We start from the raw sequence: 26,591 nt of genomic DNA on the forward strand, positions 1-26,591 counted from the left end.
TCACTTCCCCGCGCGGGTGAGGACGGCGCGGAAGGTGCGGCCGAGGCCCCGGCAGGTGGGGCAGTGGACGGGGATGGTCCCCCGGGTGCCGTCGGCGGCGGGGAGGCCGGTGGTGATGGTGGCGGTAGCGAAGCCGTCGCAGTCGCGGCAGACGCGTGCGGCCAGGGTGGGCTGGGGCATCATGAGCTGTCCCTTTCGGGTCCGTTGGGTCTGGGAGGGTGTTCAGGCGCCCGGGGCGGCGGAAGTTTGGCGACCGAGGCCGCTCCGGGGGCCGCTCAGTGTGTGTTGCGCCTGCCGTGGCCCTTGGCCGCGTACATCGAGGCGTCGGCCGTCGAGAGCGCGTCGGTGAGGGTCGGCACCGGCAGCTGGTCGCGGTGGCAGTGACCGACCGAGGCCGAGACCCCCAGGACCTGGCCGTGGTGCGTGACCGGCTCGTCGAGAGCGGTCCGCAGGGTGAAGAGGCCGGCGGTGTGGGCGGGGTCGGTGACGATGGCGGCGAACTCGTCTCCGCCGAGGCGGGCGGCGATGCCGTGGCGTCCGCACCACTCGGCAAGCCGATCAGCGGTGGCGGTGAGGACCGCGTCCCCGGCGGCGTGGCCGTGGGCGTCGTTGATGGCCTTGAAGTCGTCCAGGTCGACCAGGAGGACGAGGGCGCCGGGGTGCTTGGCCAGCAGGTGTTCGGCGCGGGTGTGGAGTCCGGTCAGGGGGTCGCGGCGGGCGGTGGCGAGACGGCGCCAGAGCAGTCCGCCATGCAGGGCCCACCGGAGGGCCGGTAAGCCAGCGGCCGCGATCGTCTGCGCGTCCATGGCCGCTACCGGCCCTTCTGCATGTCGCGGACGACGAGGCGCAGGACGACGGCGATCAGCGCGACGGAGACGCCGGTGATGGCGACGGCGAGGAGCATGGAGACGAGGACGGCGCCGACGACCAGGACGACGGCGCCACCACCGGCGGCGAGGGCGAGGGTGCTGCCGGGGGTGAGCTGGACCGTGGTCCGGGACGGGGCGACGACCGCCGGGGCGGCGGTCTGGGTCGGCTCGATGTCGGCCGTGGGGGTGGGCTGGATGAGCGGGGTGACGATGCCGGTCGGGAGCGGGTTGACCGGGATGCGGGGCTGGAGCATGGCGGTTCTCCCTACTTGTTGATCGTGGTGTCGATGACGGGGGCGAGGAGGCTGTCGGCGAGGAGGTAGCCGCCGAGGAGGATCACGGCGACGAGCCACCAGGGCGGGCGGATGAGCTTGATGCCGAGGCCGCCGACGACGATCAGGGCGAGCCAGAGCGGGACGTCCATGACGCGGATCTCCTCTGTGGTCAGCGAGCGGTGCAGCGGTGGGTGCGGGCGGCGAGTTCGGCGGCGGCGCGGGTGTTGTAGTCGGCGGAGAAGTCGCAGCGCGGGGCAGTGCACACGGCGGTGTGCTTGGTACGGCCCCGGCCGTCGTGGTGGGTGCCGACCTGCACCGGGCCGATGCGGATTACGTGGTGGAAGCGGTTCGGACGCACGGGTCTTGCCTCCTGTCTGGTCAGGCGAGTTGGAGGGCGATGGAGTCGGCCAGGGATGCCGGGATGCCGAGGCGGGCGCGGAGGGTGGCCGCGTCGATTGGGACACCGGTCTGGGCGCGGTGGGCGTCCGCGATCTTCCGCGCGTGGTCGAGCAGCGCGGGCGGCACCGAAGCCGGGGATGCGGGTTCCTGCGCGGTTTCGGGCGCCGACGGCGTTTCCTCCGAAGCAGGTTCGGCCGGCGGCAGCGCGGGGGACGGTTCAGGGACGCGTTCCACGACCAGGTCCGGTACGGCGGGTTCGCGGTCAGCCTCGGCTGCGGGCTCCGGGACCGGCTGGGGTTCCGGGGCATGGGCGTGGGCGAGGAGGGTGCCGCCGAGGAAAGCCAGGGCGGGCCATCCGGCGACGAGGATGCGCAGCCAGTCCGGGACATCGTTCACGTCGAGGAGTCCGGCGGTGGCGACGTTGGCGCCGAGGGATGCGATGAGGGCGATGGCGAACCAGAGCCAGGCGTCGCGGTTGCCGCCGTCTTTGCGCATCCGGCGCCAGGCAGCGACGAGCAGCAGGTCGACGCTGACGGGGTAGGCCCACGCCTTCCATCCGTCCTGACCGGCAGCGGCCGCCAGGTCGTGCAGGTGGGCGAAGGACAAGGCACCGGCGATGACGGCCTGGATGAGTACGGCGTCGAGGCGGAGGGTTCGGAGCACGGTTCACCTCCTTTCGGGCATGGGGAGGTAGGGACCTGGCGTGAGACGGTCACGCCGACCGAGGGGGCGGAGAGCTATGCGGTGGCCGGACTCGGGTTCACCAGCGGGACCGATGCCGGAGCGGCACCGGCCGGGATGGCAGGGCGGTAGGCCGCGAGGCCGGGCAGGTCCGGGGTGAGGTGGGCGTGCGCGGTGCAGATCGCGGCCGCTTCGGCGGCGGTGAGCTCGGGGGTACGGATGCGGGACCAGCCGCCGGAGGTGTCACCGGCCACCGCGATACCGGGCCGGTCCGGCGGGAGCGCCAGCACGGTGGCCACGGCGTCCGGGGCGATGTCGCCGACGCCCATCTCGGCGGTCTGCTTGTCGTTGACGCGGTGCACGGTCCGGCCGGTGAGCTGGGCGCGCAGGGCGGTGGCGCCCTTGCCGAGGTCAGAGCCGAAGCGCTGCCCGCACACCTCCAGGTAGATGCCGGCGGCCCGGGCCAACTGTCCGAGTCGGATGAGCTGGGTGACCATCCGGTCCCGGCGTTCCTCATCCTTCTTCGTCGCGACGAGGAACAGCTCCGCCACCTCGTCGACGAGCACCACGACCGGCACCGGCCGCAGGTACTCGGGCAGGGCCCAGATGTCGGCGACGCCGTGGTCGGCGAGGAGGTCGAAGCGCTCTTCCATCTCCCCGACGAGACCGTCGAGGAGGCCGTCGGCTTCCTCTGGGGTGATCGCGAGGGCCGAGAGGCGGGGCGCGTACCCGCGATGCTCGACACCACGCTTGCAGTCGATCCCGACCAGGGCGACCGGCAGCCGGGCGAGCCCGGCGACCAGGTTGCGCTGATACATGGACTTGCCGGACTGGTTCGCGCCGAGCGTTAGCGCGTGCGGGACCTTCAAGTAGTCCCGTACGAAAGCGGTCCCGTCCTCCCGCAGCGCGACCGGCACCACCATCGGCCCGGACAGCTGCTGGCGGGGCATCCGAACCTTCTTGAGGACGTCGTAGCCGGTCATCCGCAGCTCCACGAACCCCGGCTTCGTCTCAACGACATTCACGGAGTGGACGCCCCAGGCGTGTCGCAGGCGTTCGGAGGCCGCGGCCACGTCGGCGGGCTCCAGACCGGCCGGAAGACGGAGCGTGACCCGCAAGCCGGTCGACGTGCCCCGCACCCGGCGAACCATCGGCGGAACGGGCTGGACGTCGGGGCGGCGGGCGATGTTACGGACCATGAACGCCCGCAGGCGGGACGGCTGCACCGTCAGCCCGCACACGTCCATCGTCGTGCGGTAGTTCACCGCGAACCGCACTGTCGTCACCGGCAGACCCGCCAGCGACCAGAACACCCGAGGCGCACGCACCTTCGCGTATCCGAGACCGCCAGCGGTTCCGACGAGCGGGAGGCCGACCTCCCATAAGGTCGAAACGTCGGTCATGGTCAGACACCCATCGGGGTGACCGCGACGGCGCGGAACGAGATGCCGTGACGCGTCTGGCCGTTGAACGTGTTCTCCCAGTCCCGCGCCTTGAGCCCGATGACCGACACCGGCATGCCCGGCGCGAGCCCGTCGGGGAGACCGGTCTCCGGCACGGTCACCTGGTAGAGGTTGCCCTCCCCCTCGTCCGAGATCAGCAGCCCCACCGTGGACAGCCCGGCACCGGTCTCCCGGTCCACGGCACGCTCACCGGTCTGCTTGCTGACAAGCTTCGGCGCGGGGGCCGTGGCCACGAACACCACGGCGGTCGACGTGTCGATCTTGAAGGACGGCATGAGCACTCCCTACGTTGTTGGGCAGCCCGAATGGGAACTGCCAACTCGCTGTCCTAGGACTGCGAGCGACTGAGTAGATAGTGGCCCGTAGTCCTAGGACTGTCAACAGTCCTAGGACTGTGTGAGACTTGCTCTTGTCGAGAGGGGTACGAGATGGCGCCCAAGTGGCGGGAGCTGGCCGACAGATTGGCCGAGCGGATCAGGAGCGGCGAGTACGAGCCCGGGAAGCAGTTGCCGCAGATCAGGCAGTTGGTGGAAGAGGGCGAGGGCTCCAAGGCCACCGTTCACGCGGCGTACAAGGCTCTCGAAGCGGAAGGCCTGGTCACCTCGACCCGTGGACACGGAACCGTGGTCCGCCAGCAAGTCCCGCTCAAGCGGCTCGGCACCGCGCGGTACGACAAGGCCAAGTGGCGAGACGGCGACGAAGTCGCCTTCATCGCGGACCGAGTTGCCTCAGGCCGCGCGTACCGCCGCAATGAACAGACGCAGAGCGTCAGCCTGGTCGACGCCCCTCCCGCAGTGGCAGCCGCCCATGGGCTGGACGTAGGGGCCCCGGTCTATGCCCGAGCCCGCCTCGTGAAGGAGGGCGACCAGCCGACGCACACCCTGACCAGCTACTACCGGCCCGAACACGTCGAGGGGACGCGTCTCGTCGACCCCACGCCCGGCCCGGCCGGCAAGGGTGGCGGTTTCCGTGTTCTGTACGACGCCGGGTACGAGATCGACCACATGAAGGAATCGCTCTTCGCCCGCACCCCGACGGCGGACGAGGTGAAACTCCTCCAGCTCCCGCCGGGTGAACCCGTGGTCGAGCTGCACCGGACGACGTACACGGCTGACGGCACCGTGGTCGAGTTCGCCGTCGGCATCCATGCCGCTTCCCGCTTCGCGTGGGAGTACGACTTCAAGGTTCCGGACTCGGCAAAGGACAGGAACGACCAGCAGTGATCTCAACCCAGGACTGGGCCGACGCGCAGCGTCTGTGGGACTACCACCAGATGGGCCACACGCCCCGAGCCTGCTCGGTGGCGATCGGACTCGGCAGCCACGACCTGGGAGTGGCCGATGTAGCAGTCGATCTGTACAAGCGCGGCATGGCCCCGCTTCTCGTGTTCACCGGGGCGACCAGCCCGACCACACGCGAACGCATGCCCCGCGGCGAAGCCGTGCACTACAAGGAGCGAGCGATCGAGCTGGGTGTGCCCGCCTCAGCCGTGATGGTGGAGCCGCGGGCCCGGAACACGGGCGAGAACATCCGCTTCTCCCAGGACCTCCTGACCGACGCCGGGATTGCCGTTACCTCCATCCTGCTGATCAGCAAGCCGTATGAGGAACGAAGGTCGTACGCCACGGCACGGAAGCTCTGGCCGGACGTCGAGGTCGTCAGCGCTTCAAGTCCGATGACCCTCCGGGAGTACGTCGACTCCATCGGAGACGCCCGCTTGGTCATCGACATGCTCGTGGGCGCCCTCCAGCGATTGCTGGTCTACCCGGCACAGGGCTTCATGATCAGTCAGCAGGTCCCAGACGACGTGCTCGACGCGTACGATCGCCTCTCCACGGCCGGGTACACAAGCCGCCTGCTGCGGGACAGCGAGGGCAACACTCTCAGGCCCTACACCTAGGAACTGACCGGCGATCATCGGCAGAAGCTACCGTCGGCGAATGCTTCTGAACCGGGCTTTCAACTTGGCCTGGCGGGTGCTGAACCGATCCATCAGCCTGATCGCCATGTCGTGGCGGAGCTCGCTGGCCCAGTCGTAGGCAGTTTCGCCGTTGACCGCGAGATGCGGATCAGCACCGTACGCCAGGAGGACCGCGGTCAGTGCACTGTCTATCGGCTCCCCCGACTGGTTGGCGACGTCGACTTCTGTGTCGATGGCATGCATCAGCAGATTCATCCGGCAGCAGACCTCGTCAGCGTCGGCCCCCTCGTCGAGGACGCGCGTGAGCGTGGCGTGCTCGCTCAACTCCACCGCTTGGTGAGCGGGCGTCCAGGGGTTCTCGCGCTTCAGGGCATCCGCCATGGTCATTGAGGCATTCACCAGGGCATCCTGCCCGATGGAACGCGACCTTGATCGGCCGGACAGGTCCTAGCGGGCACAGTCGAGGTAGGTGTTACAGATTTCTCTACCTCATCAAGGCACCCGCCGCGCACGGCGCGGCGCGCGCGGCCCGTCGCCCGGGCCTGCGCTCCTGTCTCCGCCCCACTCCAGCCCGGCCGCCGGCCGCACGCTTGTCAGCTCGGGTTGATGGGTGGTGAACCCCTCTGTGGCTGGGGCGGTCGGCTCCACGGCTTTAGGCAGCCACTTTGGGGCGAGCCTCTAAGATCATGGCCCCAACGTCGTGCTTTACCGGGCAGGTCCACAGACTGCCCGACGCGCCGGAAGCTTACGGGGCCATGATCACTCGCCCCAAAGCAGCTCCAGCCCAAAGCCGCTCCACCGGCCTGTTATGCGTCTGCCAGGCGATCTAGCACACTGCGATACTCATTTACGAACCGGTCCACTGCAGGCTCAAGATCGAAGAAGGCAGCCTCGTCTACACCATCTGCCAGGGAGAGGCCGAGCTGCTGTCGGATCCCGCGGATGTAATCTGCGGAGAGCTCTCTGCCATCGCCACCGTAGGCCACCTTAGCCACACGTCCCTCACTAGACTCGGGGGGAGTTACCCGGACCCAGCTTCTGTCGGGAGAACTGATGTCGCATCCGAGCGCCTTCAGAGACTTCAAAAAATCCCCCGTCTTCATCGGCCTGTAACCCGCTCTACTGTCGCGGATTCGCGGCCTAAACCACCTAGCCACCTCGTCTACCACGGAATCCGGGTCTACCTTCGGGAAGCGCGTCGCTTGCTTATGATTCGCAACGTCGGTAGCGAGCAAGTAGAGATCGTCTTCCGTTGCCTCCCCCAGAGATGCGCGATTCTTTTCCAAGAGCACCAGTGTAGAGACAAGAGCGGTGCGCTTATTTCCATTATCAAAGGAATGACTGCAGGCAAGACCAAAAAACAAGGTCGCAGCCACGCCTTCAAGTTTTCGATACTTCAAGAAGTCCCCGTACCCGGCAACCTGGCGAGCCACCGCAGACTGCAGCTTCTCAGGGTAGAGGGGGAGATCGTTGCCGAATTCCCGGGACCCGATCTTCATTTCGAACATCGACTTGCGAACCCTGATCACTTCATCGAGCGTCAGTGGAATTACACCCTTAGTCATAGACCAACTCCGAAGGCGTAGGTTTACAGGTACCGGATATCCGCACAGTCGCTCTGACCTGTGCAGGCTTGCGAACCTTTCTATGCCTCGCGAGTGTAAGAGGTCGGCCCGTCGATGATGGAGAAAATCTCGGTAGCGACCCAAAGAGTCATACCGCCTCGCCCCACCGTTCCGACTTGATCGAGCCACTGATATTTTTCAGAGGCTCGTTCCAGCAGGTTTCGTGCGCCCTGAGCCGTTACTCCAAGATCCCTTTGCACTCGCCGTACATGCAGGAATGGGTTGCTGAACATCATGGGGATCAAGGCGGCGACTCGAGATCGGTCCATCTGGCTGTCCCGGTAGTACTGCTCGCGAAGCTTTACTAGGCCACTTGCGCGTGCTACAGCATCTTCTGACTGGCGACGAACCGCCACAAGGAAGAATTGCAGCCACTGCTGAATCTCCCCCTCCTCGCGGACTGCCTGCAGCCTCTCGTAATACTCTCTTCTGTGAGTTTCGAGATATCCCGACAAATAAAGGAGTGGGGCGTGGAGTCGCCCCTCCTGGAGCAAAAGCAGGCCTACCAGAAGCCTGCCAATTCGACCATTGCCATCCAGGAATGGGTGAATTGTTTCAAACTGATAGTGCATGAGCCCACACTTCACTAGCGTGGGAACTCGATTGGCGTTGTTGACGTAGTCCTCCCAGTCGCCCAACAAATCTGGCAGTTTTTCAGGCAAGGGAGGGACAAACCGCGCTGTATCTGGAGTGTCATCTGCTGCGCCGACCCAAACTGGCGTAGATCTGAACTCCCCAGGCATTCGCTCCTCACCGCGAACACCTCTCATTAGAGTGTCATGGATGGACTTTATCAACCTCTGGCTGATCGGAAGAGTCTTGACGAGCTCAAGGCCCTTATAGGTGGCGGCTAGGTAGCGCTCTACCTCCGCTACGTCGTCACTCTTCTTTTCCTCGACCGATTCCTCCGCCTGCAGAACCTCTGAAAGGGATGCTTTAGTTCCCTCAATTCGCGAGCTAGCCAGCGCCTCAGTCGTAATGAAAGGCCCCAGAAGCACCTGCGGGTCAGTAATTAGCTGAGCCAATCCATTCAGCAGACCCAGAGCGCTATCCGCTTCGGACAATGCAAGTACAGTGCTGGCGTCGAGATCGATTTTCCGAGGGATGACTGATGGCTGGTAGTAAGTGAATGCCCACTTATCGCCCGGGCGCTTAGCTACCTGACCGAAGGGTGTCTGCTTGAATCGCTCGGCTTCCATGGTGCGTAACATACAACAGAACGCATGTTTTCGTTGGCGCGTTTGCGTCAGTTGCCAGCCTCGTTGCTGCGATGGTGCCCCACAGCAACAGAACCGCCCCCACTGTGGCTGCACAGCAGGGCAGACCCCAGCTGTGTTGCAGCGCCCCTGGCTCGTGGCAACGCACTGCAGTCTTTGTTTGCCTCGTCGTGCTGAAGCTGCCAGCTTCGTTGCTGCGATGGTGCCCCACAGCAACAGAACCGCCCCCGCTGTGGCTGCACAGCAGGGCAGACCCCAGCTGTGTTGCAGCGCCCCTGGCTCGTGGCAACGCACTGCAGTCTTTGTTTGCCTCGTCGTGCTGAAGCTGCCAGCTTCGTTGCTGCGATGGTGCCCCACAGCAACAGAACCGCCCCCGCTGTGGCTGCACAGCAGGGCAGACCCCAGCTGTGTTGCAGCGCCCCTGGCTCGTGGCAACGCACTGCAGTCTTTGTTTGCCTCGTCGTGCTGAAGCTGCCAGCTTCGTTGCTGCGATGGTGCCCCACAGCAACAGAACCGCCCCCGCTGTGGCTGCACAGCAGGGCAGACCCCAGCTGTGTTGCAGCGCCCCTGGCTCGTGGCAACGCACTGCAGTCTTTGTTTGCCTCGTCGTGCTGAAGCTGCCAGCTTCGTTGCTGCGATGGTGCCCCACAGCAAGCAGCAGTTCCGTTCGAGCGCCGCCGGCGCTGGCAGGGCACTCTTGGCCATCGGCGGAGTCTGGCCGTCGGTTGGGTCCCGGGCTTGCACCGGGCCGCCCCTGGACAGAGCCAGGGATGCAGCTGCACTAGAGAGCGGGACATCTCGGAAGCCGACCGCGCGCACGTGGACGCTACCCCGGGGCACTGACAGACAACGGCGGAGACCGTGCCCCATCCGTGCCAGATCAGGCGGGGAACCACAGGGAACGAGGGGCGCTCTCGGGCCCTGGAGCATCGATCAGCTCTCGCAGCGTTCGTGCAGGTCAGGCGGTGGCTCACACTCCCTCTCTTGTAAAGCGGGGGTCGTCGGTTCGAACCCGACAGGGGGCTCCAGGTGGGACACGCGAAGACCCCCAGCCGATCTTGGTTGGGGGTCTTCGACATCTACGGGTGACATCAACGGGGGCGGTCGGGCGAGGGTGGCTACGAGCGCAGGGCGCCCACGGGCGCGTGGATGTGGGCTGGGCCTCGGGGTGGGCGGGGGCCTGCGCACCACCAGGACAGTTGCTCTTCTGGGTTCTCCCTTGGGTGCATGCCCAGGCCGTGTTCGGGGCACAGGGGCCATGCCTGCCACTGGAGTTCCATGACCGTCTCCTGCGCGGCGTCGGCGACGCTTGCCAGTGCGGAGGCGAGGGTGTCCTGTGACGTCGGGTCCAAATAGTTGCCCTGCCACTCGCCGTTGGCCATGGCGACGTAGACGTTCTCCGGCTCGTCCGCGTCGTAGGACGGGAGGGCCAGCAGTTGCAGGGGTTCCAGCTGGGGGAGCGTCACCGCCAGGTCCCGGTTCAGGAGGGCGAGAGCCTGGTCCCACGCCGGGTACTCGCCCGGCGAGACGCGGCGAGGCTCCGGGGGGTCGGAAAGGGCGCACATGAGTGCCATTCTCCGCCAGGCCCGGGGCAGCCGCCGTCGCGCGGTCCTGGCGTCTAGCCTGTCGGATAAGGGTTCGTCCGTGGGGGAGGGTGGCCCTACGCTGAGGCGCAGCGGGAGTGCGCGCGTTCCCGTAGGTTGCGGTGCCGTGGCAGAGCGGCCCATTGCAAGCGACGTGGGCGAGGTCCCTCCCACGGCGACTGACGGAGACGGGGCGGGCCTGCTCCCATCTGTCCACGGGTTCGAATCCCGTCGGTACCGCAACCGATTTGCGCCCCCGCGTGTGATTCGACAGCGTCTCGTCCCAGGAACCATCGGAAGGGACATCGATCGTGACGCACGCCGACCCGCTCACCGAGACCCTGGCGAACGCTCGTGTCATCCTCTTCGACTTCGACGGCCCCTTGTGCGACGTGTTCGCGGGACTGCCGGCGTCCGAGGTGGCGGACGAGTTGACCGCGCTGCTCTCCGCGCAGGACGCGGCGGCCGGTACGAAGGCCGCCGGGACGGACGACCCCCTCGACGTCCTGCGCATCGCGCACGAGGCCGACACCGAGCTCGGCCAGAAGGTCGAGCGGGCGCTGACGGCGGCCGAGGTCCGGGCCGTCGCGGTGGCCGGCGAGCCGCCCCACGGGGCGGTGGCGTCCCTTCGGGCCGCCCGGGCGGCGGGCCGGGGCGTGGCCGTGGTGAGCAACAACTCCGCCGAGTCCGTGCGCGCCTTCCTGGAGCTGCACGGCCTGGAGGAGTACGTCACGCAGATCGTGGGCCGCCCCGCCGAGCAGCCGCACCTGATGAAGCCGAACCCGTTCCCGCTCATCACGGCGGCGGAGCGGATGCACATCGACATCACGAGCTGCACCCTGATCGGCGACTCGCTCGCGGACGTCCAGGCGGCCCGTGCGGCAGGCGCCACGGTGATCGGCTACGCCAACGAGCCCCACAAGGCTGCCCTGTTCGCCGAGGCGCGGGCCGACGCGGTCACGGCCGATCTGCAGTCCGTCGCGGAGGCACTCGGGGCCGCCCCGGAGCGGCTGCCCCGCCCGTAGCAGCCCCGCTGTCCCCACCCGTCGTCACTCTCCGCACTCGTACGGTCGCCTGCCGCTAGGATCGGGCGGGCGCTGCCGCGCTCACGCGGTGGGCCGAGAGAAGGGCTTTCCGCATGGCCATCATCGTCACCTTCGACCTTCCCGGCGCCGGACAGGAGCTGTACGACGCGGTCATCGCGCGCGTGACCGACGGGCGGGGCTTCGCGCGGTTCGCGGACGTGGGGGACCCCGGTCTCGTCTCTCATGCGGCCGGGCCGGTCGACGGCGGGTTCCGGGTGACCGAGGTCTGGGAGAGCGCGGAGGCGCTCGAAGCGCACGCGAAGACCTTCGGCCCGATCCTGGCCGACCTCGGCCACGCCGACCTTCAGCCCACGATCATTCCGGCCCACAACGTCGTCGTGCGCTGACACCCGCCGTAGTCCCGCGCCCCCTCGGCGTTCAGCCGGACGCAGCAGTTGGGCGTGCACATGGCGGGTGGCGGGTCGAGGGTGGGGGGCATGGGCATACGACCTTGGGTGGTCGTCGAGCCACCTGACCGGCACGGGCTGCGTCGGATCACGATTCTCGGTGAGACGGTGGGCAGCGCCTGGTCCCTCCGCGAGTTGCGCAAGGTGCTCCGCGGCCTCGGGTACCCCGACGACATGGACCTCGACGACCACGCCTGCGTGCACTGGCGGGGCGGCGACAGCGGTGTCTGGCCCGACGAGCGGGGCCGCCGGCGGCGTCTGGTCATCGGGTTCATGCTCGCCGGGCTGCTCGCCTCCGTGGGGCTGCACCTGGTCATCGGCTGGGCCGACGCCCTGGACGCGCTGACGTTCGCGCAGCGGCTCGTCGGGATGCTGTTCCTGCTGGCGGGTCTGGTGCAGGCGGCCGCGCTGCCCGCGGTCGTCGACCACTGGGGCCGGGGGCAGGTCCGGTTCTCCGGAGCGCTGGTCCTGCTCGGCGTGCTCATGGCGCTGGCCACCTCGACCCTGCTGCTCTTCCTGTGGCTGCAGGAGCACGAGATCATCGCCGTGGCGCTGCTCTACCTCGCCTTGTGGCTGTGGTCGCTGTGGGCGCTGCATCTGCTGATCAGGGAGAAGGTGTGGAGGGGGATTCCGCACCCCCGGAAGTTCGCGGCGGGGGTGACCGTCACGGCGGTCCTGACGGCGGTCAGTCTCGGGTACTCGATCCTCTACCAGCCGATCGCCGCGCCCTTGCACTTCGTCATGCGGGCGGAGTTCGGGACGCCGCAGACGGACGCCGGTTCGCCGTACATCCACGTCCCCCTCAAGCTCTACGCGAGGAACGCCGGTGGGATTCCGGTGTACATCGTCGTCGACGACTACACGGTCTTCGGGGTCCGGTCGGCGTTCGCCAAGTCGGGTGCCGGGGTGAAGGAATGGAAGGGCGACGAGGACGGCGGCTGGTGGTTGCCCGACGCGCAGGCCTTCGTGAGCGGGACCGAAAGCGAGATCGTCGCGTCCGGGCAGTTCCAGGGCCCCGGATCGACGCTGGACGCCGGGGAGGAGTACAAGATGGAGCGGATCGTGACTCTCCCCAAGGACACGGCGTACGAGACGCTGAACGCCCTTCTCCGGTTCACCTTCCTGAGGCAGGACCGGGGGAAGCTGGCCGACGAGTTCTATTACGAGAAGCTCTCCTGGATGGAGTCGGAAGGCAGGTACTACTGCCCGCCCGACAAGTGCGGTGAGCACGTCGTCTACCACGGTCGGGTGCGCTACAACACGAGCCTGATCAACCTGACGCGCAAGCCGCGTTACGTGGCGACGTTCTGGTCTCCGGAGGAGGAGCCCAACGTCTTCATCTCCTCGTTCAACTTCAAGAAGCACAAGAAGACCGAGTCGATCTACGACATCTACGAGGCGCTGGACGAGAACGAGGTGGACAGGGAGGCCGACCGGTACGGCCTCGGCTCGGTCTCCGTCAACGCGGAGGTCTCCGTCAAGGGGTTGCTGAAGCAGGCGCAGTCCTGAGCCGAGTCCCAGGGCCTCCGGGTTCTCGGGTTCCCGCGTTCCGGATCGCGGGGCTCCTGGACAATTGTGCGTTGCTGGGGGTGTACGTCTGTGGGAGGGGTGGGGCTGATGAGTCGGCGTTCCGGTGGGCTGATCGGTGTGTGGGCCGAGCAGCAGCGGGTGGCGCAGCGGCAGCGTGAGGGGCAGCACCAGGCCGTGCTGCGGCAGCAGCGGGACGCGGAGCGGGTGCAGCGGGCGTACGAGCGCGATGTGGCCCGGATGCAGCGGGAGCAGAAGGCCGCCTACCGGCAGCGGCGGGAGGCCGATGCCGCGCGGCGGACCCAGGAGCTGGACGAGCGGGTCGCGGTCCTGGAGGGGCTGTTGGCGGCCGGGTGCCGGGGCGCCGTCTTCGACGTCGGGTCCCTGCGGCAGGCGGAGGACATCGAGCCGTTCTCGCCGGGCCCCCTGGGGGAGCCCGTACCCATGCCCGATCAGCGGTTCTACCAGCCCGAGAACGCCTGGACCGCCGCCGGGCGCGCGCAGGCCGAGCAGGACGCCCGGGCCCGGTTCGAGCGGGACTGGTACGCCGCCCAGGCCGCCGAGGCCCGCCGCGTCGAGCAGCTGGGCGCCTACCGGAGGGCGTACGACGAGTGGGCGGCCGCCCGGCGCGCGGAGATACGCGCGCACAACCAGGGGCTCGCCGGGACCGAGGCCGCCCTGCGTGACGGTGCCGCCGAGACCGTCGTCGAGTTCTTCTCCGCCGTGCTCTTCGCCTCCACCGCGTGGCCCGAGGGCTTCCCCCGCGAGGTGTCCGCCGCGTACGAGCGGAGCGGCCGCCGGCTCGTGCTCGACTGGGACCTGCCCGGGTACGACGTCGTGCCCGGCGCCAAGGGCGTGAAGTACCTCCCGGGCACCGACCAGGAGAAGGAGGTTCCCCGGCCCGTCACCCAGCGCCGCGCCCTCTACCGGGACGTGCTCGCCCAGAGCGTCCTGCTCGCCCTGCACGAGCTGTTCGCCGCCGATCGCTTCGGCACCCTGGAGGGCGTCACCCTCAACGGGTACGTCGGCGGTGTCGATCCCGCCACCGGGCTCGCCGGGCGCGTCTGCGTCGCCTCGGTCGCCGTGGACCGGGCCGTCTTCGACCGGCTGAACCTCGAGTTCGTCGGCGCCGTGGAGTGCCTCACCGGCGCGCTCGCCGGGCGGCTCTCCGCCAAGCCCGACGAGCGGGTCGCCGTCGCGCCGCTGCGGACCCCCGAGCAGGTCGGCGTCGAGGTCGTCGTGCAGGGGGACGGGGAGGAGCCCGACCTGCTCGCCATGGACCCGGTCGCGTTCGAGGGGCTCGTCGCCCAGCTCTTCCGCGCCCGGGGACTCCAGGCCGTCACCACCCAGCGGTCCAACGACGGTGGCGTGGACGTCGAGGCGCTCGACCCCGATCCCATCAGCGGCGGGTCGATCCTCGTCCAGGTGAAGCGGTACCGGAACACCGTGCCGCCCTCCGCCGTACGCGACCTCTTCGGGACCGTGCAGGGCGCCGGCGCCAACAAGGGCGTCCTCGTCACCACGTCGGGGTTCGGGCCCGGCTCGTACACCTTCGCCAACGGCAAGCCGCTGACCCTCATCTCCGGCACCGAGCTCGTCGACCTGCTCCATCAGCACGGACTGCGCGGCCGGCTGGGGCCCGGAACGGCACCCGCGCCCACGCCCGCCGCCGCTTCCGCCGCGCCCACCTCCGAGGCCGACGACGAGTTCAACCTGCTCGGGATGGACTGGGCCGGGTCCGCCGCGCTCGACGTCTGCGCGCTCGTCTGCGCCGGGCAGCGGGTCCTCGGTGACGAGTGGTTCGTCTTCTTCAACAACCCGGCCACGCCCGACGGTTCCGTGGCCATGGTCGCCGCGCCGCCCGGCGACCGGGCGGCCGTCCGCGTCGGCTTCGACGCGCTGCCGGCGTCCGCCGACCGGCTCGTGCTCGTCGCCGCCGTCGACCCCGAGGTGAACCCGGACGCCGACCTCGGCGGGTTCACGGACGCGGGCATCCGGCTGCGCGACGACTCCGGCACGGAGCTCGACCGGCTGGTGGTCTCCGACGGGCGGCCCGGCGAGACCGCGCTCGTCCTCGGGTCGTTCCGGCGGCGGGCCGGCGGCGACTGGGACTTCGTCCTCGGGGGGAAGGGGTATCGCGGCGGGCTTGAGGAGCTGGTGGGGGACTTCGGTATCGAGGTGGAGTGAGCCGGGGCCCCTCGGGGGCCTTGGGGGAGGTCGCCCTCGGGGAGGTCGCCCTCGCCCGAAGGGCGCCCGCCGGCCGGCGCCGCGGCCCCCAGCGGCCCCCGCCAGCCGGCGCCGCGGCCCCCAGCGGCCCCCAGCCCCAGCGGCCCCCCGGCCCTCAGCGGCCGCTCAGTCGGTTCGCCAGGATCGCCACCCTGTCCGTCGTCGCCGCGTGGCCCGCCGCCTCGCGGCGGTCCGCGCCCCGGAAGGCCGCGTACATCGTCTGCACCCCCAGCCAGCGCAGCGGCTCCGGTTCCCACTTGCGGACCTTGTGGTTCACCCACGGGAGGGCGGTGAGGTCGGTCGGGCCCGACTGGCCCGAGTCCTGCTGGATGAGGTCGCGCAGGGTGCGGGCCGCGAGGTTCGCCGTGGCGACGCCCGAGCCGACGTAACCGCCCGCCCAGCCCAGGCCCGTGGAGCGGTCGAGGGTGACCGTGGCGCACCAGTCGCGGGGGACGCCGAGGACACCGGACCAGGCGTGGTCCACCCGTACCCCCGCCAGCTGGGGGAAGAAGCGGACCAGGATGTCGCGGAGCGCCTCGATCGTCTGGGGTTGCGTGCGGCCGTCGTTGTCCGTCTTCGAGCCGAAGCGGTACGGGACTCCCCGGCCGCCCAGCGCGATGCGGCCGTCGGCGGTGCGCTGGGCGTACATGTAGGCGTGCGCCATGTCGCCGAGGGTCTCGCGGCCCTCCCAGCCGATCGACTCCCACTGGGCGTCGCTGAGCGGCTCGGTGGCGATCATCGAGGAGTTCATGGGGAGCCAGGTGCGGCGCTGACCTGCGAGGGAGGCGGTGAAGCCCTCGGTGCAGCGCAGGATGTACGGGGCGCGGACCGTGCCGTACGGGGTGACGGCGTGCTTGGGCTTGATCTCGGTGACCGGGGTCGACTCGTGGATGGTGACGCCGAGCGCCTCGACGGCCGCCGCGAGGCCCTTCACCAGCTTCACCGGGTGCAGGCGGGCGCCGTGCGGGGTCCAGGAGGAGCCGACGGCGCCGGTGACGCGGATGCGTTCGGCGGTCTCGCGGGCCCCGTACATCTCCCGGTCGGTCTCGCCGAAGGCGAGTTCGGCGGCGTGGAAGTCCTTGAGGCGGGCGAGCTGCGCGGGGGAGAGGGCGACTTCGAGGACGCCGCCGCGGTGCTGGTCGGCCTCGATCTTCTCGGCCTCGCAGACGTCGAGGACCTCGGTGACGGTGGCGTTCATGGCGTGCTGGAGGCGGACGGCGGCCTCGTGGCCGTGGAGCTTGGCGTAGCGGTCGCGGCCGGCGATGCCGTTGTAGAGCCAGCCGCCGTTGCGGCCGGAGGCCCCGTACCCGCAGAACTTCGCCTCCAGGACGGTGATGTTCAGGAAGGGGACGGCCTTCTTGAGGTAGTAGGCGGTCCACAGGCCGGTGTAGCCGCCGCCGACGATGCAGATGTCGGCGGTGGTGTCGCCGGGGAGCGGTTCGCGGGGGTCGGGTGCGCCGTCCTGCGCGTACCAGAACGAGATGCCGCCGTTGACCGTACTCATGTGTATCCCTCTTCCGGGTGCGTGGGCGGGAGGTTACCCGGGGCGTTGGTCCTGTGGATACGGGTCCTTCGGCGGCGATTCCCGGCCGGGGCCCGGCCTAGGTTCGAGGGTGCGCCGCACCGGTGCAGAAGGTGCGGATTCCGTAGCTCCGGAAGGACCCTCCCATGACCGTACGCAGGACTCGGCGCGTCGTCGCCGCGGCCGTCACGGCCGGTCTCATCGGCCTTGCGGCGGTGGGCTGTTCGGACTCCGGCGGGTCCACGGCGGCGGCGGTGACCGTGGCGCCGGCGGCGCCGGCGGAGCAGACGGCCGTGCTCGCGGGGCTCCCGGCGGCCGTGGACGGTACGAAGATCGTCGTCGGGGAGACGAAGGCGCCGCACACCGTCACGGTGTACGTCGACCCCCGGTGCGGCTACTGCGCGAAGTTCGAGGCGAGCGGCGGCACGGTCCTCGCGGAGCAGGCCGCGGCCGGCACGCTGAAGGTCGAGTACGTCGTCGCGTCCTTCCTCGACGCCAGGACCGGCGGTACGGCCTCGGCGCGGGCCGCGAACGCGCTGCGGGCGGCGGTCGACGCGGGGACGGGGAAGTTCGCGGCGTTCCAGGCGGCCCTCTTCGCCTCGCAGCCGGCGGGCGAGTCGAAGGACGGTTTCTCCGCCGACCACCTGCTGCGGATCGCGGACCAGGTGGAGGGGCTGCGGAGCGCCGCCTTCGACCGGGCGGTGCGGGAGGACACGTACCGGGGCTGGGTCGCCGACGCCGAGAAGGCCTTCGAGTCCTCGGGGGTGGGCGGCACTCCGACCGTCCTCGTCGACGGGGCCGCGCTGCCCGGCGGGCACGCGCTGTACGACGCGGCCGAATTCTCGAAGGCGCTGGGCGAAGCCGGCGTCTAGGGTCGTGGAGTGATCCACGTACCGGAACCACTCGTCGCGTCCCAGGTGAAGTACAACGGCGAGGCTGGCCGGGCGTTCGTCGCCGGACTGCCGGACCTCGCCGAGGAGTTCGTCGACCGGTGGGGACTGCGGGTCACCGGCCCGTCCATGTACGGGATGGCCTCCCTGGTCCTGCCCGTCGTGCGGAACTCCGACGGCACGCGCGCCGCGTTGAAGATGCAGATCCTCGACGACGAGACCGAGGGCGAGCCGATCGGACTGCGCGTCTGGGACGGCGACGGCGTCGTCCGCCTCCTGGACCACGACGCCGGTACGGGGACGATGCTGCTGGAGCGGCTCGACGAGGCCCGTCCGCTGAGTTCCGTCACCGACACGCGGGAGGCGATGCGGGTCGTCGCGGAGCTCCTCGCCCGGCTCGTCGCCGTCCCCGCGCCCGAGGGGCTGCGCGGACTCGGCGACATCGCGGCCGGGATGCTCGCGGACGTGCCGGGGGCGGCGGAACGCCTCGGCGCGGACGACGCGGGCGTGCTCCGGGACTGTGCGGCGGCGGTACGGGAGGTGGTGGACGAACCGGGCGACCGGCTCCTCCACTGGGACCTGCACCTGGACAACGTCCTGGCGGCCGACCGCGAACCATGGCTGGCGATCGACCCGAAGCCGCTCGCCGGCGACCCCGGCTTCGATCTGCTGCCCGCGCTGATGGACCGCTTCGACCCGGCCGACCCGGCGGACCTCCTGTGGCGCTTCGACCTGCTCGCGGAGGTGGTCGGCGACCGAGGACGGGCGGTGGCGTGGACGCTGGGACGGGTGCTGCAGAACGGCCTGTGGGACGTGGAGGACGGCGAGCCGCGCCTGGACGCGGAACAGGTGGCGGTGGCACGGGTGCTGCGGGCGGCGCGGGGGTAGGGGGCTGTTCCCGTCGCCGCCCGGCACGGGACTCCTGACCGGTCTCCGTCATGGCCCGGCACGGGGCCCGACGGGTCCTGCCGCCGCCCGGCATGCGAAACGTCCTGGCGGGACCCGGGCCGCCCGGGGCAGGCTTGCGCCATGATCCGTACAGCCACTCCCGCCGACGTGTCCGTCATGCACTCCCTCGTCCGTGACCTCGCCGAGTACGAGAAGGCCCTCGACGAGGTCCGTACGACCCCGGAGCAGCTCCACGAGGCCCTCTTCGGCGCGCACCCCGCCGCGTACGCGCACGTCGCCGAGGCGGAGGACGGCGAGGTCGTCGGCTTCGCGCTCTGGTTCCTCAACTTCTCGACCTGGCGCGGTGTCCACGGCATCTACCTGGAGGACCTGTACGTCCGCCCGGAGGCCCGCGGCGGCGGCCACGGCAAGGCGCTCCTCACCGAGCTGGCCCGGATCTGCGTCGAGCGCGGCTACGAGCGCCTGGAGTGGTCCGTCCTGAACTGGAACACCCCGTCGATCGACTTCTACAAGTCCCTCGGCGCCCGCCCGCAGGACGAGTGGACGGTCTACCGGCTGACGGACGGGGCGCTGGCGGAGCTGGGTGGGGCGGGGGTGTAGTAAAGAGGCATGGATACGGACATCGAGCAGCGGTTTCAGCGGATCACGGCGTTCATCGAGGCGCGGCTGACGCCGCTTTTCGACCCGGCGAACGGGAGTGACCACGGGTTCGGCATGGACGACACCTCTCGGGCGCTGCGCGCCACGCGCTACACCGTGCAGGCGGCGTCCGCCGTCAACGGGCTCGTCGAGAAGCGGGAGTCGGCGCCGGAGCTGCGGCAGATCGTGGACCAGGCGCTGGAGCACAACTGGGACGTGCTGCGTTCCGTCGCCCGGATGTGGGAGGACCACCCCGACTTCCTCAAGGAGTTCAAGGCGCACTCCTGGGATGTGGTCGGGGCGGTCTGAGGGCCGCTCTGGCCTGGTGGGTCCGTCCTGGGCTCAGGGGATCAGGACCACCTTGCCCGTCGTCGCCCGGGTTTCCAGGGCGCGGTGGGCGCCCGCCGCGTTCGCCAGGGGGAAGCGGTGGACCGCCGGGCGGAGGGCGCCGGTGGCCGCCGCGTCGAGGGCGGCGAGTTCCAGGGGGCGGATGTCGCCGCCCGCCTTCTGGAGCATCACGGGGCCGAGGACGGACTCCGAGGTGATGCCGCGCGCGGCGAGTTCCTCGGCCGGGTAGGTGAGGGGTTCGCCGTCGTGCAGGCCCGCGCCCGCCCAGCCGAACACCAGGTGCTGACCGCCCTTGCCCAGGAGGTCGACGGCGGCGCGCGCGGTGTCGCCGCCGACCGAGTCGAACACGACGGTGGCGGCGCGTCCGCCCAGGTGGGCGCGGACCTTCTCCGGCCAGTCGGCGAGCGTGTAGTCGACGGCGAGGTCGGCGCCGTTCGCCTCGACGAGGGCGACCTTCGCCGAGCCGCCGGCGAGGCCGATGACGGTGGCTCCGGCGTTCTTGGCGTACTGGACGAGCAGGGTGCCGATGCCGCCGGCCGCCGCCGGGACGATCGCCACGGAGTCGGGGCCGAGCTCGGTGAACTGCAGGATGCCGAGGGTGGTGCGGCCGGTGCCGATCATCGCGACGGCCTCCGCCTCGCCGAGGTGGTCGGGCAGGGCGTGGAGGCGGGCGGCGTCGGTGACGGCGAGTTCGGCGTAGCCGCCGGGGGCCATGCCGAGGTGGGCGACGACCCGCTTGCCGAGCCAGGCCGGGTCGGTGCCCTCGCCGAGGGCGTCGACGGTTCCGGCAACCTCGCGGCCCGGGACGGTGGGGAGTTCGGCGGGGGCCGGGAAGGGGCCGGTCATGCCTTCGCGGAGCGAGGTGTCGAGGACGTGCACGCCGGCGGCCGCGACCTTGATGCGGACCTGGCCGGGGCCCGGTACGGGGTCGGGGGTCTCCTCGTACGTGAGGTTCTCGGCGGGGCCGAAGGCGTGGAGGCGGATGGCGTGCATGAGGTCCCCGTTCTTCGTGAGGTCGGTGGGTCGTGAGGGGCGGGTCGCCGGTCGTGAGTGTCGGGTCGCCGGTCGCCGGTCGCGGGTCCCGCCGGTCGGTGTCCGTGGTCGCGGACGGCGGGCCGTGGTGCGACCCCGACCGTGCCGTGTGCGACGAAGAACAGCCTCCGACCTCAAGCGCGCTTGAGGTCAAGGCCCTGTCCGAAGTCCAGGTGCCGCTCCGAGCGCAGCGCCAGCGACACCGCCTCGACCGCGCTCGTGAACGACACCTCCGACAGCACGCCGGGCGCCGCCACCTGGTCGCCCACCAGGTACACCCCGTCGCCCCGGTCGACGGCCGGCCGGTCGCGCCAGGTCGTTCCCGGCCGGTCCACCGCCCCCGTCCGCCCCTGGGACACGCTCTCGCGTCGCCACACGGTCCGCTCGCGCCAGCCCGGGAAGCCGATGTCGAGGAGCCGTTCCGCGTGGGCCACCCCGTCCGCCTTCGTCTCGCCCGGGCCGATGGGCAGTTGGGCCTGGACGAGCTGCTGCCCGGCCGGGGCCAGCGACGGGTCCTGGGCCGTGAACCGTTCGACCCAGCCCGGTGCGTCCAGGTCCGAGATCACGAACGGATCGCCCTTCCGGGTGCGTACCGCCAGGTCGAAAAGGACCGTACGGCCGCTGTCCCAGGTCAGCGACGGGTCGTCGAGGAGCCGGGCGGCGGCGGGCAGGGCCGTGGCGACGACCACCGGTCCCTCGCCGAGCGGCAGGCTTTCGACGCGGGACGAGGTCTCGATCCGTACGCCCGTCTCCCAGGCCCGCGCGGCCATCCGCTCGATCAACTGCCCCCAGCCGCCCCGCACGTAGTGCGCCTCGGGCGGCAGGGCGGCGGACCGGTGGAGGCGTTCCTGCACGAAGCGGGCGGAGAGCGCGCCCGGGTCGTGGTGGAAGAGCGCGACCGCCGAGTACGCGGCGGCCTCCCGCGCGGCCCGCTCGCCCACCAGCCCGGTGGCCCAGCTGAGGAAGTCCTGGTCCACGGGGGCCTGTTCGGGGGTACGGAGGGACTGCCGCAGCAGGCCGAGCGGCGGAGTGCGACGCAGCGCCCCGGCGCGGTGGAAGCGGAGCCGCAGGGACTCGGCGACGGGCAGTGGGGCGAGCGGTCCGAGGAGGCCGCGCTGCTTGAGCCAGGTCCAGTGGGGGCCGCCGGAGTAGAGGGCGTGCGGGCCGTCGTTGGTGAGGTACGTGCCCTCGGCGGTACGGGCCCGGCCGCCGAGCGTCCGGTGCGCCTCGTGCAGGGTCACCTTGGTTCCGGCCTCGGCTGCGGTGATGGCCGCCGTGAGTCCGGCGAAGCCGCCGCCGATGATCGTGAGCTTCCGCATGATCGGTCTCCCTCGTGTCGAACCGTGCAGTGGTCCCGTACCGGGACGGATGGGGGAGGCGGGTTCGTGACATCGGGGGCGTTGTCAGTGGCGTACCTCACGATGGGGGCATGGCGACGACTCGGAAGAAGAAGGCGGCGGTGGCGGGGGCGCGGCGGCCGGAGGTGCGGCTTCCGCCCCTGGAGGGGTACGAGGGCGGGATCGCACCGGACGGGGACTACGACGGTCTCGAACTGGCCGGGCTCGACCTCGCGGGGCAGTCCGGCGAGGGCGCGCGGTTCCTGGACTGCGCGCTGCGGGAGTGCGGGCTCGACGAGGCGCGGCTGACGGGGGCGCGGTTCCTCGACTCGGTGCTGACGGGGGTGCGGGGCGTGGGGACGGTTCTCGCCGGGGCGCAGCTGCGGGACGTGGAGGTCGTGGACGCGCGGCTCGGCGGGGCGCAGTTGCACGGGGCGGTGCTGGAGAGGGTGGTGGTGCGGGGTGGGAAGAGCGACTACCTGAACCTGCGGGCGGCGAAGCTGAAGGACGTCGTCTTCGAGGGGTGTGTGCTGAGCGAGCCCGACTTCGGGGGCGCGGTGCTCGAACGGGTGGAGTTCGTGGACTGCGTCCTGACCGGGGCGGACTTCAGCGGGGCGCGGCTGAAGGACGTGGACCTGAGAGGGGTCCAGCGGCTGGAGATCGCCCGTGGGGTGGAGTCCCTCGCGGGTGCGGTGATCTCCACGGCGCAGCTCCTCGACCTGGCTCCGGTACTCGCGGCCCAGCTGGGGGTGCGGGTGGAGGAGTAGTGCCGCGGGCGGCTCCCGGGCAGGCGGGGAAGGCCGGCCGAGGCTTACGGGGGGGGCGAGGGAGGCCGCCGAGGGCCTACGGCAGGCGGGGGAAGCGGGACTGGAGGGACCAGATGGCCGGGTTGTCGCCGAGGCCCTCGTGCATGTCCGTGAGGTCGGCGATCAGGTCGTGCAGGAAGTCGCGGGCCTCGCGGCGCAGCGCGGAGTGGCTGAAGGTGACCGGTGGCTCGTCGCCGGGCATCCAGTCGGCCTCGACGTCCACCCAGCCGAAGCGGCGCTCGAAGAGCATCCGGTCCGAGGACTCGGTGAAGTCGAGCTCCGCGTACTGCGGCTGGGAGGCGCGGCTGCCGCGCGGGTCCTGGTCGAGCTGCTCGACGATGTCGCACAGCGCCCAGGCGAAGTCGAGCACCGGCACCCATCCCCAGGCTGTGGACACCTCGCGGTCCGCCTCGGTGTCCGCCAGGTACACGTCCCCGCAGAACAGGTCGTGGCGCAGCGCGTGGACGTCCGCGCGGCGGTAGTCGGTCTGCGGCGGGTCGGGGAAGCGACGCGAGAGGGAGTAGCCGATGTCGAGCACGGAACCGATGGTGTCACGGCGCCGGGCCCGCCTCGCACGCGAGGATCACCAGGCGCACCGATCGCGGCCGCGTACCCGCCCCCCGTCCCGGCTCAGCGGCGGCCGTGTACCGCGCGGGCCACCCTCGGGCCCAGCCAGCGCTTGAGGCGGCGCAGGGGTTCCAGTTGGCCGGCGGCGCGGTCGATTCGGTAGTACAGCTGGGGCGGGATGTGCGGGAGCAGCGGTGAGTGCCGCTGGCCCAGGAGCGCGAACATCTGGGCCGGCTCCAGGCGCATGTACCGGGGGAGGTTCTCGTACCACTGGGCGCTGTAGCGGGCCGCGCTCTGCGCGGAGACGAGCTCGGCGCGGCGGCGCTTCCCGTACGTGGTGAGGGCGGTGTCGAGGTCGGTGGGGGCGCGGAGCGCGGCCGCCAGGGCCAGCGCGTCCTCCAGGGCCAGGGTCGTGCCGGCGCCGATCGAGTAGTGGGTGGTGTGGGCGGCGTCGCCGAGGAGGACGAGGTTGCCGCGGTGCCAGACCCGGTTGGTGAGGGTGCGGAAGGTGAGCCACTGCGCGGCGTCGTCGGCCCGGTCCCGGCCGATCAGCTCGTGTCCGTCGAGGAGGTCGTGGAACAGCTTCTCCAGGAGCCGCAGGCTGTCGGCCTCGCCGAGCGTGTCGAGGCCGAGGCCGGTCCACGTGCCGGGGGAGCACTCGACGACACAGGTGGAGCGCTCACCGCTGAACCCGTAGGCGTAGCACCAGATCCAGCCGTGCTCGGTCTCCTTGAAGGCGAAGCTGAAGGAGTCGAACACCTTGGTGGTGCCGAGCCAGATGTACGGGTTGCGGCCGCTGGTGACCGCGCTGCCGAAGTGCTCGGCGTGGGCCTCGCGGAGCACGCTGTTGACGCCGTCGGCGGCGACGACCAGGTCCGCGCCGGCCAGTTCGGGTGCGTCCGGGCCCGCGATGTCGTGCTCGAACTCGACCCGTACGCCGAGCTCCCCGGCCCGGTCGGCGAGCAGCGCGAGCATCCGCCGCCGCCCGATGCCGAAGCCCGCGTCGCCCCGGTGGACGGTCCGCTCGTCGCGGACGATCGCGACCCCGTCGGTCCAGGTCACCGACGCCTCGGCGACGGCGGCCGCGGACTCGGGGTCGCCCGCGCGCAGCTTGTCGAGCAGCCCGGCCCAGTACGTCACGCCCCAGCCGTACGTGGACCCCTCGGGGTTCCGCTCGTACACGGCGATCTCGTGGGCGGGGTCCTGCCGCTTCAGCAGGATCGAGAGGTAGAGGCCGGCGGGACCGCCGCCGACGATCGCGAGCTTCACGTGCGCTCCCACGGGAACTGTGTCTGACACTGTGCGGTTGGACGGCAACGCACAGTAGCAGTGGTGGGGTGCGTACGGCGGCGGGACGCGGAAGGCGTTACGGCAGCAGGCGCCGTTCCTTCGCGACGGCCACCGCGCCCGCGCGGGTGTCGACGCCGAGCTTGGCATAGATGCGGCCGAGGTGGGTCTTCACCGTCGCCTCGCTGATGAACAGCGCCCGCGCGATCTCGCGGTTGCCGAGTCCGCGTCCCAGCTGGCCCAGGATGTCCCGCTCCCGGTCCGTCAGGCTCGGGCCCGCCGCGCCCCGCATCCGGTCCATGACCCGGCTGGCGACCGGCGGGGACAGGGCGGTGCGGCCCTGGGCGGCGGAGTGGATCGCGGCGAACAGCTCCTCCGGGCGCTCGGCCTTCAGCAGGTAGCCGGTGGCGCCCGCCTCGATGGCCCGGGTGATGTCGGCGTCCGTGTCGTACGTGGTGAGGACGAGGACGTGGACGCCCGTGGGCGCGATCCGGCGGGTCGCCTCCACGCCGTCGATGCCCGCACCCAGCTGGAGGTCCATCAGGACGACGTCCGGCTTCAGCTTCGCCGCCATGGCGACGGCCTCCTCGCCGCTGCCCGCCTCGCCGACGACCTCGATGTCGGGGGTGCTGCCGAGCAGGGCGAGCAGGCCGGCGCGGACGACGACGTGGTCGTCGCAGAGGAGGATCCGTACGGACATCACTACTCCTGGGAGAGGGGGTTCGGGAGCGGGTTCGCGGGGCCGCCCGGGAGCGGGATCGCCGCCGAGAGCACCGTGCCCTCGCCCGGGGCGGACTCGACCGTCAGCGTGCCGCCCAGCTGCGCCGCCCGCACCCGCATCGCGGGCAGCCCGTGGCCGCGTACCCCGCCGGGCGTCTCGACCGGGTCGAAGCCGCGGCCGTCGTCGGCGATGTCCAGGACGACCTGGTCGTCGAGGTAGGTGAGGGTCAGCGCGGCGGAGTCGGCGGCGGCGTGCTCGCGGATGTTGGCGAGGGCGCCCTGCGCGATCCGCAGGAGGGCCGACTGCACGCGTTCGGGCAGCGGGACGGCCGCCCCGTCGACCCGGAAGGCCGCCGCCTCGCGGGCGGCCAGGCCGCGCAGGGCCGCTTCGAGGCCGCCGCCCTCGGCGAGGTCGGCGGGGGCCAGGTCGTGGACGAACCGGCGCGCCTCGGCGAGGTTGCGCTCGGCGATGGACTCGGCGGTACGGACATGGCGGCGCGCGGTGGCCGGGTCGCTGTCCCAGGTGCGGTCGGCGGCCTGCAGCAGCATCTGCTGGCTGGAGAGGCCCTGCGCCAGGGTGTCGTGGATCTCCATCGACAGCCGCTGCCGCTCGGCGAGCGTGCCCTCGCGGCGCTCGATGGCGGCGAGTTCGCGCCGGGTGCGGATCAGGTCGTCGATCAGCGCCCGCTGCCGGGCCGCCTGCCGGTCGGAGTACACGAACACCCCGGTGGCGATCGCGGCGACGGCCGGCGGGGCGACGATCAGGTTCGGGTCCCAGCCGCCGTGCGCGAGCTGCACCTGCGCGAACACCACGAACGCCGTCAGCAGCGTCACCAGGCCGAGCGCGGCCCGCGCCGGGAGGGTGCGCAGGCCCGTGTAGAAGAGCGGCACCGCGCACCACGCGAAGCTCGGCGCGAGGACGACGAGGAGGATCCAGACGGCGACGACCGTGCCGAGCCAGGCGATCCGGCGGGGCGCGGCGCGGGTGCCGACGACGGGGCCGAGGAGGTACAGGGAGGCGAGGGCGCCGGAGAGGGCGACGATCCAGGGGCTGCGGTCCTCCCAGGGGTGGCGCAGCAGGAAGCGGGCCAGGGAGGCGCCGAGGAGGAGGAAGAACGCGATGTGCATGACCCGCGCGAGCCAGGGGGCGTCCGGGTCCTGCTCCTGGGGCTCCGTCGGCCGCGTCACGTGCTCACCTTCCTGACCTGGGGATATCTGTCCATCCTGGCCCTGGGGGACCACGAGTGCATCAGCCG

The 26,591-nt window shown here is 70.7% G+C and carries 30 protein-coding genes and 1 tRNA gene; 12 read left to right on the forward strand and 19 right to left on the reverse strand.

Translation table 11 applies throughout. From position 1 onward, the window contains the following. The 8 genes from DEJ43_RS20015 to DEJ43_RS20050 all read right to left on the reverse strand — a co-directional run bounded on the left by DEJ43_RS20015 (position 1) and on the right by DEJ43_RS20050 (position 3,962). Positions 1-183: a hypothetical protein gene (locus DEJ43_RS20015; RefSeq protein WP_411572281.1), complete on the reverse strand. Its 183-nt coding sequence runs from the start codon at positions 181-183 to the stop codon at positions 1-3. Positions 184-275: 92 nt separating this feature from the next. Continuing rightward, a complete protein-coding gene (locus DEJ43_RS20020; protein ID WP_015035196.1) occupies positions 276-806 on the reverse strand; it encodes a GGDEF domain-containing protein in 531 nt (176 codons plus the stop codon). A 5-nt stretch (positions 807-811) separates the two neighbouring features. Next, positions 812-1,123, reverse strand: coding sequence for a hypothetical protein (locus DEJ43_RS20025; protein ID WP_015035197.1), 312 nt, complete (start codon positions 1,121-1,123; stop codon positions 812-814). Between the two features lie 11 nt (positions 1,124-1,134). After that, positions 1,135-1,293: a hypothetical protein gene (locus DEJ43_RS20030; RefSeq protein ID WP_015035198.1), complete on the reverse strand. Its 159-nt coding sequence runs from the start codon at positions 1,291-1,293 to the stop codon at positions 1,135-1,137. A 20-nt stretch (positions 1,294-1,313) separates the two neighbouring features. After that, positions 1,314-1,502: a mobile element transfer protein gene (locus DEJ43_RS20035; RefSeq protein ID WP_041662713.1), complete on the reverse strand. Its 189-nt coding sequence runs from the start codon at positions 1,500-1,502 to the stop codon at positions 1,314-1,316. A 20-nt stretch (positions 1,503-1,522) separates the two neighbouring features. After that, positions 1,523-2,206, reverse strand: coding sequence for a DUF2637 domain-containing protein (locus DEJ43_RS20040; protein WP_015035199.1), 684 nt, complete (start codon positions 2,204-2,206; stop codon positions 1,523-1,525). A 74-nt stretch (positions 2,207-2,280) separates the two neighbouring features. Next, positions 2,281-3,627 carry an FtsK/SpoIIIE domain-containing protein gene (locus DEJ43_RS20045; RefSeq protein WP_015035200.1) on the reverse strand — a complete coding sequence of 449 codons (1,347 nt, stop codon included), beginning with the start codon at positions 3,625-3,627 and terminating at the stop codon, positions 2,281-2,283. 2 nt (positions 3,628-3,629) lie between these two features. Then, a complete protein-coding gene (locus tag DEJ43_RS20050; protein ID WP_015035201.1) occupies positions 3,630-3,962 on the reverse strand; it encodes an SCO3933 family regulatory protein in 333 nt (110 codons plus the stop codon). Positions 3,963-4,115: 153 nt separating this feature from the next. Here DEJ43_RS20050 and DEJ43_RS20055 point away from each other — a divergent pair, with 153 nt between their 5' ends. Both DEJ43_RS20055 and DEJ43_RS20060 read left to right on the forward strand, forming a co-directional pair. After that, positions 4,116-4,910, forward strand: coding sequence for a GntR family transcriptional regulator (locus DEJ43_RS20055; RefSeq protein ID WP_015035202.1), 795 nt, complete (start codon positions 4,116-4,118; stop codon positions 4,908-4,910). Beyond that, on the forward strand, positions 4,907-5,587 hold the full coding sequence (locus tag DEJ43_RS20060; protein WP_071891433.1) for a YdcF family protein: 681 nt from the start codon (positions 4,907-4,909) through the stop codon (positions 5,585-5,587). Before DEJ43_RS20055 ends, DEJ43_RS20060 begins: the two co-directional genes overlap by 4 nt. A 27-nt stretch (positions 5,588-5,614) precedes the next feature. Here the strand turns inward: DEJ43_RS20060 and DEJ43_RS20065 are convergent, their stop codons facing one another. The 4 genes from DEJ43_RS20065 to DEJ43_RS20080 form a co-directional block, all read right to left on the reverse strand. After that, a complete protein-coding gene (locus DEJ43_RS20065) occupies positions 5,615-5,995 on the reverse strand; it encodes a hypothetical protein (protein ID WP_015035205.1) in 381 nt (126 codons plus the stop codon). Positions 5,996-6,414: 419 nt separating this feature from the next. Further along, positions 6,415-7,173: a Fic family protein gene (locus DEJ43_RS20070; protein WP_015035206.1), complete on the reverse strand. Its 759-nt coding sequence runs from the start codon at positions 7,171-7,173 to the stop codon at positions 6,415-6,417. 80 nt (positions 7,174-7,253) lie between these two features. Beyond that, positions 7,254-8,432 carry a Fic family protein gene (locus DEJ43_RS20075; protein ID WP_015035207.1) on the reverse strand — a complete coding sequence of 393 codons (1,179 nt, stop codon included), beginning with the start codon at positions 8,430-8,432 and terminating at the stop codon, positions 7,254-7,256. Positions 8,433-9,568: 1,136 nt separating this feature from the next. After that, positions 9,569-10,015 (reverse strand): hypothetical protein, encoded by a 447-nt coding sequence (locus DEJ43_RS20080; RefSeq protein ID WP_015035208.1) that lies wholly within the window; start codon positions 10,013-10,015, stop codon positions 9,569-9,571. 139 nt (positions 10,016-10,154) lie between these two features. On the opposite strand from DEJ43_RS20080, the gene DEJ43_RS20085 reads away from it, so the two are divergent. The 5 genes from DEJ43_RS20085 (at position 10,155) to DEJ43_RS20105 (ending at position 15,239) form a co-directional block, all read left to right on the forward strand. Beyond that, positions 10,155-10,273 (forward strand) — tRNA-Gly (locus tag DEJ43_RS20085). A 71-nt stretch (positions 10,274-10,344) separates the two neighbouring features. Next, positions 10,345-11,058 carry an HAD family hydrolase gene (locus tag DEJ43_RS20090; RefSeq protein WP_015035209.1) on the forward strand — a complete coding sequence of 238 codons (714 nt, stop codon included), beginning with the start codon at positions 10,345-10,347 and terminating at the stop codon, positions 11,056-11,058. Between the two features lie 113 nt (positions 11,059-11,171). Then, positions 11,172-11,465, forward strand: coding sequence for a hypothetical protein (locus tag DEJ43_RS20095; protein WP_015035210.1), 294 nt, complete (start codon positions 11,172-11,174; stop codon positions 11,463-11,465). A gap of 90 nt (positions 11,466-11,555) precedes the next feature. Further along, positions 11,556-13,034: a hypothetical protein gene (locus DEJ43_RS20100; RefSeq protein ID WP_015035211.1), complete on the forward strand. Its 1,479-nt coding sequence runs from the start codon at positions 11,556-11,558 to the stop codon at positions 13,032-13,034. Between the two features lie 108 nt (positions 13,035-13,142). Further along, positions 13,143-15,239 carry a restriction endonuclease gene (locus DEJ43_RS20105; protein WP_015035212.1) on the forward strand — a complete coding sequence of 699 codons (2,097 nt, stop codon included), beginning with the start codon at positions 13,143-13,145 and terminating at the stop codon, positions 15,237-15,239. Positions 15,240-15,393: 154 nt separating this feature from the next. Here DEJ43_RS20105 and DEJ43_RS20110 read toward each other — a convergent pair whose 3' ends face one another. Next, the gene (locus tag DEJ43_RS20110; RefSeq protein WP_015035213.1) at positions 15,394-16,782 is read right to left on the reverse strand and encodes an NAD(P)/FAD-dependent oxidoreductase; all 1,389 of its coding nucleotides are present in this window, start codon (positions 16,780-16,782) and stop codon (positions 15,394-15,396) included. 164 nt (positions 16,783-16,946) lie between these two features. Between DEJ43_RS20110 and DEJ43_RS20115 the strand changes: the two genes are divergently transcribed. The 4 genes from DEJ43_RS20115 to DEJ43_RS20130 all read left to right on the forward strand — a co-directional run bounded on the left by DEJ43_RS20115 (position 16,947) and on the right by DEJ43_RS20130 (position 19,547). Next, the gene (locus tag DEJ43_RS20115; protein WP_015035214.1) at positions 16,947-17,672 is read left to right on the forward strand and encodes a DsbA family protein; all 726 of its coding nucleotides are present in this window, start codon (positions 16,947-16,949) and stop codon (positions 17,670-17,672) included. A gap of 9 nt (positions 17,673-17,681) precedes the next feature. Further along, positions 17,682-18,578: an aminoglycoside phosphotransferase family protein gene (locus DEJ43_RS20120; protein ID WP_015035215.1), complete on the forward strand. Its 897-nt coding sequence runs from the start codon at positions 17,682-17,684 to the stop codon at positions 18,576-18,578. A gap of 141 nt (positions 18,579-18,719) precedes the next feature. After that, positions 18,720-19,199: a GNAT family N-acetyltransferase gene (locus DEJ43_RS20125; protein WP_015035216.1), complete on the forward strand. Its 480-nt coding sequence runs from the start codon at positions 18,720-18,722 to the stop codon at positions 19,197-19,199. A gap of 9 nt (positions 19,200-19,208) precedes the next feature. Beyond that, positions 19,209-19,547 carry a hypothetical protein gene (locus tag DEJ43_RS20130; RefSeq protein WP_015035217.1) on the forward strand — a complete coding sequence of 113 codons (339 nt, stop codon included), beginning with the start codon at positions 19,209-19,211 and terminating at the stop codon, positions 19,545-19,547. Between the two features lie 33 nt (positions 19,548-19,580). Here the strand turns inward: DEJ43_RS20130 and DEJ43_RS20135 are convergent, their stop codons facing one another. Together DEJ43_RS20135 and DEJ43_RS20140 are read right to left on the reverse strand one after the other, a co-directional pair. Continuing rightward, the gene (locus tag DEJ43_RS20135) at positions 19,581-20,579 is read right to left on the reverse strand and encodes a zinc-binding dehydrogenase (protein WP_015035218.1); all 999 of its coding nucleotides are present in this window, start codon (positions 20,577-20,579) and stop codon (positions 19,581-19,583) included. A gap of 173 nt (positions 20,580-20,752) precedes the next feature. Then, on the reverse strand, positions 20,753-21,937 hold the full coding sequence (locus DEJ43_RS20140) for an NAD(P)-binding protein (protein WP_015035219.1): 1,185 nt from the start codon (positions 21,935-21,937) through the stop codon (positions 20,753-20,755). Positions 21,938-22,047: 110 nt separating this feature from the next. On the opposite strand from DEJ43_RS20140, the gene DEJ43_RS20145 reads away from it, so the two are divergent. Continuing rightward, entirely contained in the window at positions 22,048-22,722 is a 675-nt protein-coding gene (locus DEJ43_RS20145) for a pentapeptide repeat-containing protein (protein ID WP_015035220.1), read from the forward strand. Between the two features lie 76 nt (positions 22,723-22,798). On the opposite strand, the gene DEJ43_RS20150 is transcribed toward DEJ43_RS20145, so the two are convergent. From DEJ43_RS20150 to DEJ43_RS20165, 4 genes are all read right to left on the reverse strand, one after another. Then, a complete protein-coding gene (locus DEJ43_RS20150; protein WP_015035221.1) occupies positions 22,799-23,299 on the reverse strand; it encodes a hypothetical protein in 501 nt (166 codons plus the stop codon). A gap of 92 nt (positions 23,300-23,391) precedes the next feature. Continuing rightward, positions 23,392-24,597, reverse strand: coding sequence for an FAD-dependent monooxygenase (locus DEJ43_RS20155; protein WP_041662716.1), 1,206 nt, complete (start codon positions 24,595-24,597; stop codon positions 23,392-23,394). A gap of 97 nt (positions 24,598-24,694) precedes the next feature. Next, entirely contained in the window at positions 24,695-25,315 is a 621-nt protein-coding gene (locus DEJ43_RS20160; RefSeq protein WP_015035223.1) for a response regulator, read from the reverse strand. 2 nt (positions 25,316-25,317) lie between these two features. Continuing rightward, positions 25,318-26,523, reverse strand: a complete 1,206-nt coding sequence (locus tag DEJ43_RS20165; RefSeq protein WP_015035224.1) for a sensor histidine kinase — start codon at positions 26,521-26,523, stop codon at positions 25,318-25,320. Positions 26,524-26,591: the final 68 nt, after the last annotated feature.

The organism is Streptomyces venezuelae ATCC 10712, from assembly GCF_008639165.1.
In the GTDB taxonomy this organism is placed as follows: Bacteria; Actinomycetota; Actinomycetes; order Streptomycetales; family Streptomycetaceae; genus Streptomyces; species Streptomyces venezuelae.